We start from the raw sequence: 14,625 nt of genomic DNA, 5'->3' as shown, positions 1-14,625 counted from the left end.
GTTCCGGCGTCACCCTCTTCCGAGGCCGACGAGCCCTGCGACCGCGACGAGACGTCCGACCGCCGCGACCGGCTTCCGGCGCGGCGCGACGACGAGGCCCCTCGGGCCAATAATCTTCATCCCTCGTCGCGTTCGCGCCGTTCCGTTCCGAGCAGTCTCGACTGTCGTCGCCGCGAGCGACCGCTCCGTCTTTTTCATACAATATCAAAACCGCTGAATTTAAGGGAGTAGGCCGGGTGTACACTGGTAATGACGAGCGTTGCACTCGCGTTCAGCGGGGGACTCGACACGACAGTGTGCGTACCGCTACTGAAAGAGGAGTACGGCTACGACGAGGTCATCGGCGTCAACGTCGACGTCGGCCAGCCGACCGAGGAGTTCGACGAGGCCGAGGAGACCGCGGAGGCGCTGGGGCTCGACATCCACGTCGTCGACGCGAAAGACGAGTTCGCGGACCTCTGTTTCGACGCGGTGAAGTCCAACGCCAGCTATCAGGGCTACCCGCTCGGGACCGCCCTCGCGCGCCCGGTCATCGCCGAGGCGATCCTCGGCGTCGCGGAGGAGCAGGGCTGTGACGCCATCGCCCACGGCTGTACGGGCAAGGGGAACGACCAGCTCCGGTTCGAGGCCGTCTGGCGCGGCTCCGACCTCGAAGTGATCGCCCCCGTGCGCGAACTCGGCCTCACCCGCGAGTGGGAGATCGACTACGCCGCCGAGAAGGACCTGCCCGTCGAGGCCGGCGACGGCGGCGTCTGGTCCATCGACGAGAACATCTGGTCGCGCGCGGTCGAGGGCGGGAAACTGGAGAACCCGGACTACGAGCCCCCGGAGGACATCTACGAGTGGACCGCGGAGCCGGCGGGCGAGACCACCATCGAGGTGACCTTCGAGGAGGGAATCCCCGTCGCCGTCGACGGCGAGGCGATGGACCCGGTCCCGCTGATCCAGCACCTCAACGAGTACGCCGGCGGCTACGGCGTCGGCCGCACCGACGTGATGGAGGACCGCATGCTCGGGCTGAAGGTGCGCGAGAACTACGAACACCCGGCCGCGACGGTGCTGCTGACGGCCCACCAGGCGCTCGAAGACCTCGTCCTCACGAAGAACGAGCGCTCGTTCAAGCAGGGGATCGAACAGGAGTGGTCCGAGAAGGCGTATCAGGGGCTCGTGTTCGCGCCCGTCGTCGACGCGCTCAACGCCTTCGTCGACGAGACGCAGGACGTCGTGACCGGCACGGCGACCGTGAAGGTCTCCGGCGGCGACTGCCGCGTCGTCGCCCGCGACTCCGAGTACGCGGTCTACTCCGAGGAGATGGCCTCGTTCAACACCGAGGACGTCGCCGGCATCGCCCAGTCGGACGCGACGGGCGTCGCGAAGTACCACGGGCTCCAGGAGCGCCTCGCCAACGACGTGAAGGCGAGCGTCTCGAATCCCGAACTCGCCACGGACGGGAGCGGCGAGGGGAACGAGACCGACGAAACCGACGACGGAAACTGAATGACCGACGACGATCCCGACGCCGCGACGGACGCCGACACGGGCGAGACGACGGGCACGTCCGGCGGCGACACCGCCGTCCGCCGCGACCGCTTTAGCGGCGGCCCCGCCCGCGAGTTCCTGTCGAGCCTCGCGGCCGACGCCGCCATCTTCGAGGCGGACCTCGCGGTCGACCGTGCGCACACGGTGATGCTCGCGGAGCAGGGGATCGTCGACGGCGCGGTCGCGGGCGAGATACTCGCCGCGCTCGACGACGTCGAGGCCGCCGGCCACGGCGCGCTCCCGGACGGCGAGGACGTCCACGAGGCGGTAGAGACCGCCGTCATCGACCGTATCGGCCCCGACGGCGGCCGGATGCACACCGCCCGCTCGCGCAACGACGAGGTGGCGACCTGCATCCGCCACCGCCTGCGGGAGGACCTGCTGGACGCGGTCGAGGCGACCGTCGCGGCCCGGGAGGCGCTCGTCGAGGTCGCGGACGAACACGCCGAGACGGTGATGCCGGGGTACACCCACCTCCAGCCGGCCCAGCCGACGACGGTCGCGCACTACCTGCTGTCGTACGAGGGCGGGCTCGCGCGCGACACGGAGCGCCTGCGCGCCGCGTACGACCGGGTGAACCGGTCGCCGCTCGGCGCGGCCGCGTTCGCGGGGACGCCGTTCGACGTCGACCGCGACCGCACCGCCGAGCTGCTCGGGTTCGACGGGACGGTCCGCAACTCGATGGACGCGGCCTCGACGCGCGACTTCCTCGCGGAGTCGGCGAGCGCGCTCGCGACGCTCGCGACGACGCTGTCGGGGCTCGCGGAGGACCTGATCGTCTTCTCGAACAAGGGAGTGGTGGAGCTAGCGGACGCGTACGCCTCGACCTCCTCGATCATGCCCCAGAAGAAGAACCCCGACACGCTGGAGCTGACCCGGGGCGTCGCGGGCGACGCGATCGGCGAGGCGACCGGGACGCTGAGCCTGCTGAAGGGACTGCCGCGCGCGTACAACCGCGACCTCCAGCGCGCCCACGCGAGCGTCTTCGAGATCGCCGGCGACGTGCGGGAGGCGACCGAAGTCGCCGCCGGCGCGGTCGCGACCGCCGACTGGGACGAGGCCGCGCTCGCGGCCGCCGCGGGCGAGGGGTTCTCGACGGCGACGGGCGTCGCCGACCTGCTCGCGATGGGCGGGATGCCCTTCCGCACGGCCCACGAGATCGTCGCTGCGGCCGCGGAGGCGGTCGAAGACGGCGACTCGCCGGACGCGGCGGCCGCAAAAGTTGACGAGGCCGCTCGAAAGGTCACCGGCGAACCCCTCTCCGCGTACGTGAGCCGCGAGGACGTGGAGTCCGCGCTCGACCCGGCCGAAAGCACCGCGAGCCGCGACTCCGCCGGCGGGCCGGCCCCCGAGGCGGTCGCCGACGAACTCGCCGCCGCCGAGGCCGGGATCGAGGCGGACGAGGACGCGCTGGCGGCCGAGCGCGACGCGCTCGCCGCCGCGACCGAGGCGCTGGACGCGGAGGTCGATCGCTATGTCTGAGCCACGACGACCGCGAGCCCGTCGGCTCGGTCGGCGCCGACCCGACCGACGCCGACGACCGTCCCCGTAGGGGGGACATATTTACTACCGAGATCTGATATCCGATCTCGAAACGGCCCGATTTCGCGATCATTCTTCCGTTAGCTGCCTATCCACTTTATGTAAACTATCTAATAAGTTCGAAGCCTTTATGCGTTCTCGCCGCGGAGGTCGGGGCACGATGACGAGCGACACCGACACGCTGACCGCGGAGGACCCGATCACGGGCGAGGAAATCGAGATTCCGGCCGACGTCGAGGTCGGAGAGATCATCGACAGTCCGGTCACCGGGACCGAACTGGAGGTCATCTCGCTCGATCCGGTCGTCTTGGAGGAGGCGCCCGAGCTCGAGGAGGACTGGGGCGAGTAGATGGCGACGACCGCCACGGCCGCGACACGCGAGTGGTCGATATGTCTGTGAGCGCCGACGCGAACGGAGGGGGATCGACGTGCGCGTAGGGGTCCTCTACTCCCGGATCCGGAAAGACGAGAAGCTCCTGCTCGGCGAGCTCCGCGAGCGGGGCCACGAGGTCGAGAAGATCGACGTCCGCAAGGAGCGGTTCGGCCTGGACTCGACGACGGCGGCCGTCGGCGACCTCGACATCGTCGTCGACCGCTGCCTGTCGACGAGCCGGTCGCTGTACGCGACGCGGTGCCTCGACAGCTACGGCGTCCCGGTGGTTAACGGCCCGGAGACGGGCGACGTCTGCGCCGACAAGGCGAAGAACTCGCTCGCGCTCGCCGAGGCGGACGTGCCGACCCCGGCGACGGAGGTGGCGTTCACGAAGGACGCTGCCTTGGAGGCGATCGAGTCGTTCGGCTACCCGTGCGTCCTCAAGCCGGTCACCGGCTCGTGGGGGCGGCTGATGGCGAAGATCGACTCGCGGAACGCCGCCGAGGCGATCTTGGAACACAAGGAGACGCTCGGCCACTACGAACACAAGGTGTTCTACGTTCAGGAGTTCGTCGACAAGCCCGGCCGTGACATCCGCGTGCTGGCGGTCGACGGCGAGCCGGTCGCCGCGATGACGCGCTCCTCGGACCACTGGCTCACGAACGCCGCGAAGGGCGGCGAGACGGAGTCCTTCGACCTCGACGAGCGCGCGACCGAACTCGTCGAGAAGGCCTCCGACGCGGTCGGCGGCGGCATGCTCGGCGTCGACCTGATGGAGGTGGGAGTCGAGGCGGAAGCGGACACCGCCGAGACGGGCGTCGACGCGGACGGCGACGGCACAGCCGACGATTACACCGTTCACGAGGTGAACCACACCGTCGAGTTCAAGGCGCTCGACGCGGCCACCGACGTCGACGTCCCGGCGCGGGTCGTCGACTGGCTGGAGGCGAAGGCGGTCGAACTGGCCGACGACGGAGAGGTGGTGGTATGAGCGAGACGTACACCGCGAGCGTCGTCGGCGGCACCGGGTTCACCGGCGGCGAACTGCTGCGGATCCTCGCCGGCCACCCGGGCTTCGAGGTCGTTCAGGCCACCTCGCGGTCGGCCGACAACATGACCGTCGGGCGCTCGCACCCGAACCTGCGCGGGCTCGACCTGCGCTTCTCGGACCCCGACGATCTGGAATCGGTCGACGTCCTCTTCGCGGCGACGCCGCACGGCGTCTCGATGGGTCGGATCGACGAGTTCTTCGAGGCGGCCGACACCGTCGTCGACCTCTCGGCGGACTTCCGGCTCCCCGAGGCCGACGCCTACGACGAGTGGTACGACGGCCACGAGTCGCCGGAGTACTTGGAGCGCGCGGAGTACGCGCTCCCCGAGATCAACCGCGAGAACCTCGCCGGCGCCGACCTGATCGCCGGCGGCGGCTGTAACGCGACCGCGACGATCCTCGGCCTCAAGCCGCTCGTCGACGCGGGCGCGCTCGGCCCCGAGACCGGCGAGGTCGTCGTCGACGTGAAGGTCGGCTCCTCGGAGGGCGGCGCCGGCGGCGGCGCGGCCTCCTCGCACCCGGAGCGCTCGGGCGTCGTGCGTCCGTACGCGCCGACCGGGCACCGCCACGAGGCGGAGATAGAGGCGTACCTCGGGCTCTCCGTCTCCTTCACCGTCCACGCGGTCGACATGGTCCGCGGCGCGAGCGCGACCTGTCACGTCTTCCCCGACGACCCGGTCTCGAAGGGGGACCTGTGGGGCGCGTACCGCGACGCCTACGCCGACGAGCCGTTCATGCGGATCGTCTCGGGCGGGGGCGGCGTCTACCGCTACCCCGAGCCGAAGTCGGTCGCCGGGACGAACCACGGCGAGGTCGGCTTCGAACTCGACCCCGAGAACCGGCGCGTCGTCGTCTTCGCGGCGATAGACAACATGACCAAGGGCTCCGCGGGGCAGGCGGTCCACGCGGCGAACGTCGCGCTCGGACTGCCCGAGACGGCGGGCCTCGAGTTCGACGGGCTCCACCCGGTGGGATCGCCGTGACGGGAAGCGATGTCGAATCGGCGGCCGAGCCGCCGGTCGTCGTCAAGATCGGCGGCGCGAAGGCCGTGGATCCGGCCGGCGCTGTCGGCGACGTCGCGCACCTCGCGGCCAACGGGCGCTCCGTCGTCGTCGTCCACGGGGGCTCGACGGTCGTCGACGAGACGCTCGAACGGCTCGGTATCGAGCCCGAGTACGTCGAGTCCGCCTCGGGCGTCACCGGGCGGTTCACCGACGCGGAGACGATGGAAGCGTTCTCGATGGCGATGGCCGGCAAGCTCAACACCGAACTGACGGCGGCGTTCCGCTCGGCCGGCGTCGATGCGGTCGGGCTGAGCGGCGTCGACGGCGGGCTCCTCTCGGGCCCGCGCAAGTCGGCGGTCCGCGTCGTGGAGGACGGGAAGAAGAAGATCCGGCGCGGCGACCACTCGGGCAAAATTGAGTCGGTGAACGCCGACCTCCTCGCCGACCTCCTCGACGGCGGCTACACCCCGGTCGTCTCGCCGCCGATGGCGGGCGACGAGGGCGACGGCGAGGTCACCCCGGTCAACGCGGACGCCGACCGCGCGGCCGCGGCGGTCGCGGGCGCGCTCGACGCCGACCTCGTCCTCCTGACCGACGTGTCGGGCGTGTACGCCGACCCGGACGACCCCGAGACGCGCATCGATTCGGCCGCGACGCCAGACGAACTGGCGGCCGTCGAGGACGCAGCCGAGGGGTTCATGGGCAAGAAGGTGATGGCCGCCAGAGAGGCGCTCGAAGGGGGTTCGGGCCGCGTCGTGATCGCGGACGCCAACGTCCGCGACCCGGTCGTCGCCGCGCTGGGCGGCGAGGGGACGACGGTCGAGCGCTCGGCGCTCGGCGACGCGGACGGCGACACTGGCGACGCGGACGGCGACGGCGCGGACGACGGCGAACCCGCCGAGACCGAAGGGGGTGAGACCGCGTGAGCGGTTTCGTCTTCTCCGAGAAGCCGATCGAGATGGCGTCGGGCGACGGGGTACACCTCACCGACACGAACGGCACGGAGTACCTCGACTTCGGCGCCAGCTACGCCTGCACGCCGGTCGGTCACTGCCACCCGGAGGTCGTCGACGCCGCGACGAGCCAGCTGGAGGATCTCATGTACGTTCAGGCGTCGTACCCGCACGCGGCGCGGACGGCGCTGTACGAGCAGTTGGCCGACGTCGCACCGGTTGACGTCGACAACGTCTGGCTCTGTAACTCCGGCACCGAGGCGAACGAGGCTGCGCTGAAGTTCGCCCGGCACGCGACGGGCCGCGAGAAGATAATCGCGACCACGCAGGGGTTCCACGGCCGGACGATGGGGACGCTCGCGACGACCTGGAAGGACAAGTACAAGGACGGCTTCGGCCCGCTCGCTGGCGGCGTGGAGTTCGTCGAGTACGGCGACGCCGACGCGATGCGCGAGGCGGTCGACGAGGACACCGCCGCGGTCATCTTGGAACCCCTCCAAGGCGAGGGCGGGATCAATCCCGTCTCGACCGAGTACCTCCAAGCGGTCCGCGTCGCGACCGCGACGAGCGGCGCGGCGCTGATCCTCGACGAGATCCAGACCGGGCTCGGGCGGACCGGCTCGATGTGGGCCGCCGACCGCCACGAAGTGGTACCCGATATCCTCACGACTGCGAAGGGACTCGGCAGCGGGCTCCCGATCGGCGCGACGCTGTGTCGCGACTGGATCGCCGAGGACTCCGGCGACCACGGCTCGACGTTCTCCGGCGGGCCCGTGGTGTCGGCGGCCGCGGGCGCCACGCTCGACGTGATCGAGCGCGATAATCTGCCCGCACACGCCGAGGAGATCGGGGACTATCTCCGCGGCGAACTCCGCGACCGCCTCGGCGACGACGTACGCGACGTGCGCGGTGACGGGCTGATGGTCGGGATCGAGGTGCGCCGCGGCTCGAACCGGCTCCTGCGCGACCTCGCCATCGACCACCAGATCCTCGCGCTCCCGGCGGGGCGGACCGTGTTGCGGCTGCTCCCGCCGCTGACGATCGAGCGCGAACACGCCGACGCCGTCGTCGACGCGATAGCCGAGGTGATCGGCTGATGGCGGCCGGACAGGAGCGGGAGGCCGAAGTCGAGTCCGAGGACGGCACCGACGTCGTCGCCGGCGGCGGCTACCCCGCGGCCTGCGACACGCCGGCGCGGAAGCTCCTGTACGACATGGTGTCGATCCCCTCGCCGTCGCGCGACGAGGAGCGCGCGGCCGAGCGCCTCGTCGACTTCTTCGAGGCGAACGGCCGGGAGGCGTGGATCGACGAGGTCGGCAACGTCCGCGCGCCGGCGAACGACGCCGTCCTCCTCACCTCGCACGTCGACACCGTCCCCGGGGACATCCCGGTCGAGGTGCGGCCCGCCCCGCCCGAGGGCGAACTGCCCGAGCCCTCGGACGTTCATGTCGGCGAGCCCGGCGATCCGGTGCTGTGGGGCCGCGGGGCGGTCGACGCGACCGGGCCGCTCGTCTCGATGGCGGTCGCGGCGGTGAAGACCGGCGTCTCCTTCGCGGGCGTCGTCCGCGAGGAGGTCGACTCCGGCGGGGCACGCGCCCTCATCGACGACCGCGACGCGCCCGACGCGGTAGTCAACGGCGAGCCCTCGGGCTGGCAGGGGATCACCCTCGGCTACCGCGGCCTGCTGGAGGGCACCTACGTGAACACGAGCGAGTCGGGGCACTCCTCGCGGCCGGAGCCGAACGCGATCCAGCACGCGATCGACTGGTGGCACGGCGTCGAGGCGGCGTTCACGCCGGACGACGCGGAGACCGCCGTGTTCGACCAAGTGACGACGAAGCCAATCTCGGTCGACGGCGGCCTGAGCGACGACGGCCTCGCCGTGGAGACGACGATGGACGTCCAGCTCCGGATCCCGCCGTCGCGGCCGGTCGACGAGATCCACGAACTCGCGGAGGCGGAGCTGTCGACCGGCTCGGTCCACTGGGGCGAGCCGATGCCCCCGGTGATGGAGAGCCCGCGGACCGACCTCGCGCGGGCGTTCCGCGTCGCGATCCGGGGCGCGGGCGGCGACGTGCGCCTGCTCCGGAAGACCGGCACGAGCGACATGAACCTCTTCGCGGCCGCGTGGGACTGCCCGATGGTCACCTACGGCCCCGGCAACTCCGACCTCGACCACGCGCCCGACGAGCGGCTGCCGCTGCCGGACCTCGACCGCGCCGTGCGCGTGCTGACCGACGTCTGTCGCGAGCGACTGTAACCCGCCGCACCGCTCCGGAACCGACCTTTTCGAACGACACCACACCACTATCCCAACGATGCCACTCGCCACCGACGACTTCCTCGACATCGACGACGTGACGCCAGCCGAACTGGACGCCCTGCTCGACCGCGCCGCCGCGATGAAGGCGGGCGAGACGGACCCCCGACTGGCGGACGCGACGCTCGGGATGATCTTCGAGAAGCCCTCGACGCGCACCCGCGTCTCCTTCGAGACGGGCATGACCCGACTCGGCGGCCACGCGATGTTCCTCGGCCCCGACGACATCCAGTTGGGCCACGGCGAGCCCCTGAAGGACACCGCGCGCGTCCTCGGCCGGTACGTCGACGGCGTGATGGCGCGCCTGTTCGACCACGCGGACGTCGAGGTCCTCGCCGAGTACGCCGACTGCCCCGTGATCAACGGCCTCACCGACGAGGCGCACCCCTGTCAGACGCTCGCCGACCTGCTCACGATCCGCGAGACGGTCGGCGAGGACGCCACGGTCGCGTGGGTCGGCGACGGCAACAACGTCGGGCAGTCGTTCGTCGTCGGCGCGGCGATGGCCGGGATCGACGTGGAGGTCGCCACGCCCGCCGACTACGGGATGGACCCGGACGTGTTCGACCGCGCCGCCGCGTTCGGCGGGGATGTGACCCCGACGACGGACCCGGCGACGGCAATCGACGGCGCCGACGTCGTCTACACCGACGTGTGGATCTCGATGGGCCAAGAAGACAAGCGCGACGAGAAGCTGGCCGCCTTCGACGGATTCCAGGTGAACGCCGACCTGCTCGCGGGCACCGACGCGAAGGTGATGCACTGCCTCCCCGCGCATCGCGGCGAGGAGATCACCGACGACGTGCTCGAATCTGACCGCGCCCTCGTCTGGGATCAGGCGGAGAACCGGATGCACGCGCAGAACGCGCTGCTGGTCGAACTGCTCGGCGGGGAGTGAGGCGAAAACGGCGGTCGGCTGGGCCCCGATCGCGACCGAGAGATCGGTCGCGGCGCGATCGCGGACGCGCGAAACTCGGCACGGACGCTCACCCGGAGAGCGTGACGAGCGACGCACCCACGACCACGACGAACGCGGCGGCGACCAGCGGCCAGGTGACTCGCTCGAGGTGGTTAGGTAGGAACACGGCCGACAGGGCGATAACGATCAGCGGTGCGGTGTGCGTGATCGGGACCACGATCACCACCGGGGCGGACGCGAGGGCGCCGAAGTACGCGAGCAGTCCGACCGTGCTCGCTACCCCCGCACCGACGTACCACCGCGCGTGCGGATTCCTGACGAGCGTGGGAAAAGGGATTCTGCGAAGCCGACGGTATCCCGTGTAACCGGCGAACGCCGTGGTCATCATCACCGCGAGGCCGGCGAGGATCGGCGTTCCGGCGTCGAGCCCGATCCGGACGAGGATCGGTTCGATACCGGTGAACGCCGCGGCGGCGACCGGGAACAGCAGCGACACGCCGACGCTCCGCGGCGAGGCGGTCGACCGGGAGTCTACAGCGGTCACCCACGAGATAACGGCGATCCCCGCGACGATGAGCGCGATCCCGACGACGTGAGGCGGCGTGAGCGATTCGCTGAACAGCAGCACGGCCAAGACCGCGGCGACCAGCGTCGAGGCCGAGAGTATCGGCGTCGTTCGGCTCGCGCCGATCGTCTCGATCCCGGCGAACAGGCAGAGGCGCCCGAGGACGAGGCCGGTGATCCCCGCCGCGGCGAACGCCCCGACGGCGACCGGCGACAGGCCGTACGCCGGATGGTGGCGGACGACGGCCACCGGAACGACGAGCAGGAGGTTGACACCCATCATGACGACGACGGCGTCACCGACATCACCGCCGTCGGTGGCCACCCGAATCAGGAGGTTTTGGACGGCCAAGAGGACGGCGGCAAGTACCGCGAGGCAGAGTCCGACCAGGGAAGCGAATTCGAATAGCACTATCTGAACATTCTCTCGCATTTCTTACGTATTTTCTCGCGTAAACGGCCAAATACTCGATCAAACAGATACGATTTTGCTTTCCTTCTGATCATCGTGCCGGTAGAAGGCGTTCGGAGGAACATAAAATATTGACGACATATGGTATCATGTAACATGGGCCACGGCGATCGAGAGAACGTTCGAACGCGGAGGAGCGCTTAGTTTCCGGTCCAGCGCAGTATCGCGAGCGTCCCCTCGAAGAGGGCGATCATCGTGAGCGTCACGATGATCGGCGCCATCCCGGTCGGGTCGGGGCTGAACAGGAACGCGATCCCGAGGAACGACCCCCAGAAGATCAGCCGCTTCGCCTCCAGCCACTGCCGGGTGACGAGGTTCATCATGATCGCGAGCATGATGAAAAGCGGGATCTGGAAGACGATCGCCATGAACGCCAGCATGATGACGATCAGGTTGAACGTCTCCGCCAGCCCGAAGGCGATGGTCGCGGCGTCGGCGGTGTAGGTGGTGAAGTACGAGAAGATCGCGGGCAACACGAGGAAGTGCGCGAACGCGATGCCGATCCCGCCGAGAACCAGGCTGGTCGGCACCGCGGCGAGGTAGTAGCGCCGCTCCGTCTGGTACAGCCCCGGCCGCATGAACCGGTACGTCTGGAAGACGAACGCCGGGAGCCCGACCACGACGCCCGCGAGGCCGGCGACCTTCAGCTGGGTGAGGGGGAGTTCCAGCGGCCCGTACAGCCGCGGCCGGTTCTCCATCGGCGCCGGGATGTGGTAGCTCCAGAAGTAGTTGATCAGCTCGGTCGACTCGGTGACGACGACGAGCGTGGCGAGTCCGCCGATGAGGAACACGACCGCCAGCCGCCGCATCATCTCCTCGATGTGGGCCGCCAGCGGCATCTCCTCGTCCGTCTCGGGCCCCTCGATCCCCTCGAACGGCTCGTCGTCGACCGCCGTCACCTCGCCGTCGACCGCCGTCGCGGCGTCGGCGGTCGACCCGTCCGCGGCCGTGGCCGGGGTGCCGCCGTCGCCGAGGCTCTCGGCGTCGTCCGCGGCATCTCCGTCGTCGTCCGGGTCGCCGTCTCCCGCGTCGTCCGCTTCGCCGTCATCCGCCCCGCCGTCGTCCGCCCCGCCGTCTCCCGCGTCGTCCGGGTCGTCCGCCTCGTCGCCTACGGCGTCCTTCTCGTCGCCGTCATCCCCGACGGCCTCGGCGCGCGCGGCGTCCTCGGCGGCCACGACCTCGTCCGGTTCGAGGCTCCCGTCGGGGTCCGGATCCGGTTCCGAACCCTCGTCGGACCCGTCGCCGTCCGGGTCCGTATCGGCGGGATCGCGGGCTCCGTCGTCGGATGCGCCTGTCTCGGACCCCTCGTCGACGGCGCCGTCGGTGTCGACGGCGTCGGTCGACCCATCGGCGGCGGCCGAGTCGTCGTCGCGCGACCGGTCCGAGTCGTCCATTCAGTTGCTGTACGAAACCGGGCGGTTATCAACCTTTTCGGATAGCGCCGCCGCGCGGGGTCGATCGGTTCCGTTCGCCGGCGCGTCCGGGAGCGTCGCGGGTGGGAGCGCCCGCGGTCGAAAAGGTTGATAACGGCGACGGCCTTCGCCCTCCGTATGGCGAGCGCCCTCGACGAAGACACCCAGCAGTCGATCGCAGAGGGCCGCGAGACGGCGAAGGCGTTCCTTCGGTCGATCCAGAAGGACCTCCAGAAGGTGTTCGTCGTCTTCCTGATCGGCTTCCTCGCGACGTTCTGGGCGCTCCGCACGTACATCTGGGACCGGCTCCGGGAGGTCACGGAGTCGAACATGAGCGCCGCGGTCGCCGAGGAGGCGGACATCATCGCGACGACCCCGTTCGAGGTAATTCTCCTCCAAGCGAAGATCGGGCTGGTCGTGGGCGCGATCGTCGCGGTCCCGCCGCTGATCTACGTCACCCGCGACGAACTGCGGCGCCGCGGCATGTGGCCGCAGTCGCCGATCGCCCGCTGGAAGCTCGCACTCCTCGGGCTGCTCGCGGCCGGCCTCTTCACCGCCGGCGTCGCCTACGGCGTCTTGGCGTTCTTCCCGCTGATGTTCGGCTTCCTCGCCGAGTTCGGCCTCGAAGCCGACATCCAGCCAACCTACGGGATCGTGATGTGGACGGAGTTCATCGTCTTCCTCTCGCTCTCCTTCGGCCTCGCCGGGCAGATGCCGATGGTCATCACCGGCCTGTCGTACGCCGAGATCGTCCCCTACGAGACGTTCCGCGACAAGTGGCGCTACGCGGTCGTCGCCATCTTCGTCTTCGGCGCCGTCTTCTCGCCGCCGGACCCGTTCACCCAGCTGCTGTGGGCGTTCCCGCTGGTCGCGCTGTACGGGTTCAGCCTCTACCTCGCGAAGCTCGTCGTCACGGCCAAGCGGAGCTCCGACCGGATCGACGTGTTCGGCGCGATCCGGAACCACTGGAACGTCGTCGGCGGAACGACGGTCCTCGGCGGCGCGCTCGTGTACGGCTTCTACGAGTACGGCGGTCGGACCGCGTTCAACGACCTCCTGCGGCTCGCGGGGAGCAGCCGGCGGTTCCTCGAACCGGGCGCCGGCCTCGGCGTCGACCCGACGACCGCGCTCGGGATCTACGGTGCGCTGTGGGCGCTCGCGTTCGCCGCCGTCGCGACGCTGTGGGCGGTGTACACCGACCTCGACACCGCGAGCGCGGGCTACCAGTACGGCGATCCGACGGCGATCGACGTGGGCGAACTCGACGCCGCCGGCGTGCGAGCGGCCCCCGACGACGCCTTCACCGAGATGGGAGAGGAGGAGTCGCTCGCGCTGGCGCAGGCCGCGATCGACGACGACGACCCGGAGAAGGCGCAGGCGATCCTCGACCGCTTCGACGAGGTGAACGAGGGGAGCGACGGGGACGGTGACGCGGCCGACGGCGACGCGGCCGACGCCGGAGACGCGGGCGGCGCGGCCGACGACGGCGCCGACGGGCTGGTCGGCTCCGTCCAGAACCGGACCTCTCGCGCGAGTTCGACGTTCCTCGCGGAGCTCACGGACGGCGAGGAGGAGGCGGCCGAAGACGACATCGGCGGCTACTACACGGACCTCAAGTTCATCTTCGACTCGCTGCGCACGCGGTCGTTCCGGATCGTCGCCGTCTTCGGCGCCGTGATGGCCGCCGCGTTCACGTGGCTGTACCTCGGCGGCCTCGGCACCGTCCGCGGCGACCTCGAACGGCGCGTGCCCGCGGAGATCGAGGGCGGGATCAACATCATCACCCTCCACCCGGTCGAGGCGCTCATCTTCATGGTGAAGTTCTCGGTGATGCTCGGGATCTTCGCCGCGTTCCCCGTCGCCCTCTACTACGCGTGGCCCGCGCTCCGCGAGCGCGGCTTCGTCGCCGGGCGGGTCTACCAGGTGTACCTCTGGGCGGGCGCGCTCGGCGCCGGCATGATCGGCGGCTTCGCGCTCGGCTACGCGTACATCGCGCCCGGCCTCATCGGCTGGCTCGTCACCGACGCGCGCCTCGCCGACATGGTGATCACCTACCAGGTGAGCGACTTCCTCTGGCTCGTCATCTACACCACGATCGGGATCGGCTTCCTCGCGGACATCCCGATCGCGATGGTGCTGCTGAACAACGCGGGCGTCCCGTACCGCGTGTTCCGCGCTCGCTGGCGCGAGGTGACGATCGGGATCCTGCTCGTCGCGGCCGTGTTCACCCCCGCCGACGTGATCACGATGTTCCTCGCGACGGTCCCGCTCATGCTGGCGTACGGCGTGGGGATCGGCGTCCTCTTCCTCGTCACCTTCGGGGGCCGGCGGGACCTCTCGCCGCCCGCGGAGTTCATCGGGGAGTAGGTCCCCCGGGCTCGGCGCGGCGACGGCGGGAACAGGCCTCGCGGCCCCCGCGACGGGCGATCACGGTTCCCGCGACCGACGGGTATTCCCGCGCGCGCCCGCAACGGGG

General features: G+C 70.2%; 12 protein-coding genes. 10 read left to right on the top strand and 2 right to left on the bottom strand.

From position 1 onward, the window contains the following. Window positions 1-249: 249 nt before the first annotated feature. The 9 genes from C463_RS02345 (at window position 250) to argF (ending at window position 9,680) form a co-directional block, all read left to right on the top strand. Window positions 250-1,497 carry an argininosuccinate synthase gene (locus C463_RS02345; protein WP_008440747.1) on the top strand — a complete coding sequence of 416 codons (1,248 nt, stop codon included), beginning with the start codon at window positions 250-252 and terminating at the stop codon, window positions 1,495-1,497. Then, window positions 1,498-3,021, top strand: a complete 1,524-nt coding sequence (gene argH, locus C463_RS02340) for an argininosuccinate lyase (protein WP_008440745.1) — start codon at window positions 1,498-1,500, stop codon at window positions 3,019-3,021. It abuts the gene before it with no gap. A gap of 220 nt (window positions 3,022-3,241) precedes the next feature. After that, complete coding sequence (gene lysW / locus C463_RS02335; protein ID WP_004599337.1) at window positions 3,242-3,430, top strand: lysine biosynthesis protein LysW; 189 nt, start codon at window positions 3,242-3,244, stop codon at window positions 3,428-3,430. 79 nt (window positions 3,431-3,509) lie between these two features. After that, window positions 3,510-4,445: a lysine biosynthesis protein LysX gene (gene lysX / locus C463_RS02330; RefSeq protein WP_008440743.1), complete on the top strand. Its 936-nt coding sequence runs from the start codon at window positions 3,510-3,512 to the stop codon at window positions 4,443-4,445. Beyond that, window positions 4,442-5,488 carry an N-acetyl-gamma-glutamyl-phosphate reductase gene (gene argC, locus C463_RS02325; RefSeq protein WP_008440740.1) on the top strand — a complete coding sequence of 349 codons (1,047 nt, stop codon included), beginning with the start codon at window positions 4,442-4,444 and terminating at the stop codon, window positions 5,486-5,488. Before lysX ends, argC begins: the two co-directional genes overlap by 4 nt. Beyond that, window positions 5,485-6,435: an acetylglutamate/acetylaminoadipate kinase gene (locus tag C463_RS02320; RefSeq protein WP_008440738.1), complete on the top strand. Its 951-nt coding sequence runs from the start codon at window positions 5,485-5,487 to the stop codon at window positions 6,433-6,435. Before argC ends, C463_RS02320 begins: the two co-directional genes overlap by 4 nt. Further along, entirely contained in the window at window positions 6,432-7,559 is a 1,128-nt protein-coding gene (locus C463_RS02315; RefSeq protein WP_008440736.1) for an aspartate aminotransferase family protein, read from the top strand. Before C463_RS02320 ends, C463_RS02315 begins: the two co-directional genes overlap by 4 nt. After that, a complete protein-coding gene (locus C463_RS02310) occupies window positions 7,559-8,722 on the top strand; it encodes a [LysW]-lysine hydrolase (protein ID WP_008440734.1) in 1,164 nt (387 codons plus the stop codon). Before C463_RS02315 ends, C463_RS02310 begins: the two co-directional genes overlap by 1 nt. Before the next feature lie 58 nt (window positions 8,723-8,780). Continuing rightward, on the top strand, window positions 8,781-9,680 hold the full coding sequence (argF, locus tag C463_RS02305) for an ornithine carbamoyltransferase (protein ID WP_008440733.1): 900 nt from the start codon (window positions 8,781-8,783) through the stop codon (window positions 9,678-9,680). 88 nt (window positions 9,681-9,768) lie between these two features. Here argF and C463_RS02300 read toward each other — a convergent pair whose 3' ends face one another. Both C463_RS02300 and C463_RS02295 read right to left on the bottom strand, forming a co-directional pair. Further along, window positions 9,769-10,677: an EamA family transporter gene (locus tag C463_RS02300; protein ID WP_239638837.1), complete on the bottom strand. Its 909-nt coding sequence runs from the start codon at window positions 10,675-10,677 to the stop codon at window positions 9,769-9,771. Between the two features lie 200 nt (window positions 10,678-10,877). Next, entirely contained in the window at window positions 10,878-12,131 is a 1,254-nt protein-coding gene (locus C463_RS02295; protein ID WP_008440729.1) for a twin-arginine translocase subunit TatC, read from the bottom strand. 156 nt (window positions 12,132-12,287) lie between these two features. Here C463_RS02295 and tatC point away from each other — a divergent pair, with 156 nt between their 5' ends. After that, a complete protein-coding gene (gene tatC, locus C463_RS02290) occupies window positions 12,288-14,516 on the top strand; it encodes a twin-arginine translocase subunit TatC (protein WP_008440727.1) in 2,229 nt (742 codons plus the stop codon). The last annotated feature ends 109 nt before the right edge of the window (window positions 14,517-14,625 follow it).

The organism is Halorubrum californiense DSM 19288 (assembly GCF_000336875.1).
Lineage (GTDB): Archaea > Halobacteriota > Halobacteria > Halobacteriales > Haloferacaceae > Halorubrum > Halorubrum californiense.
This window is presented reverse-complemented; position numbering and strand designations above follow the sequence as displayed.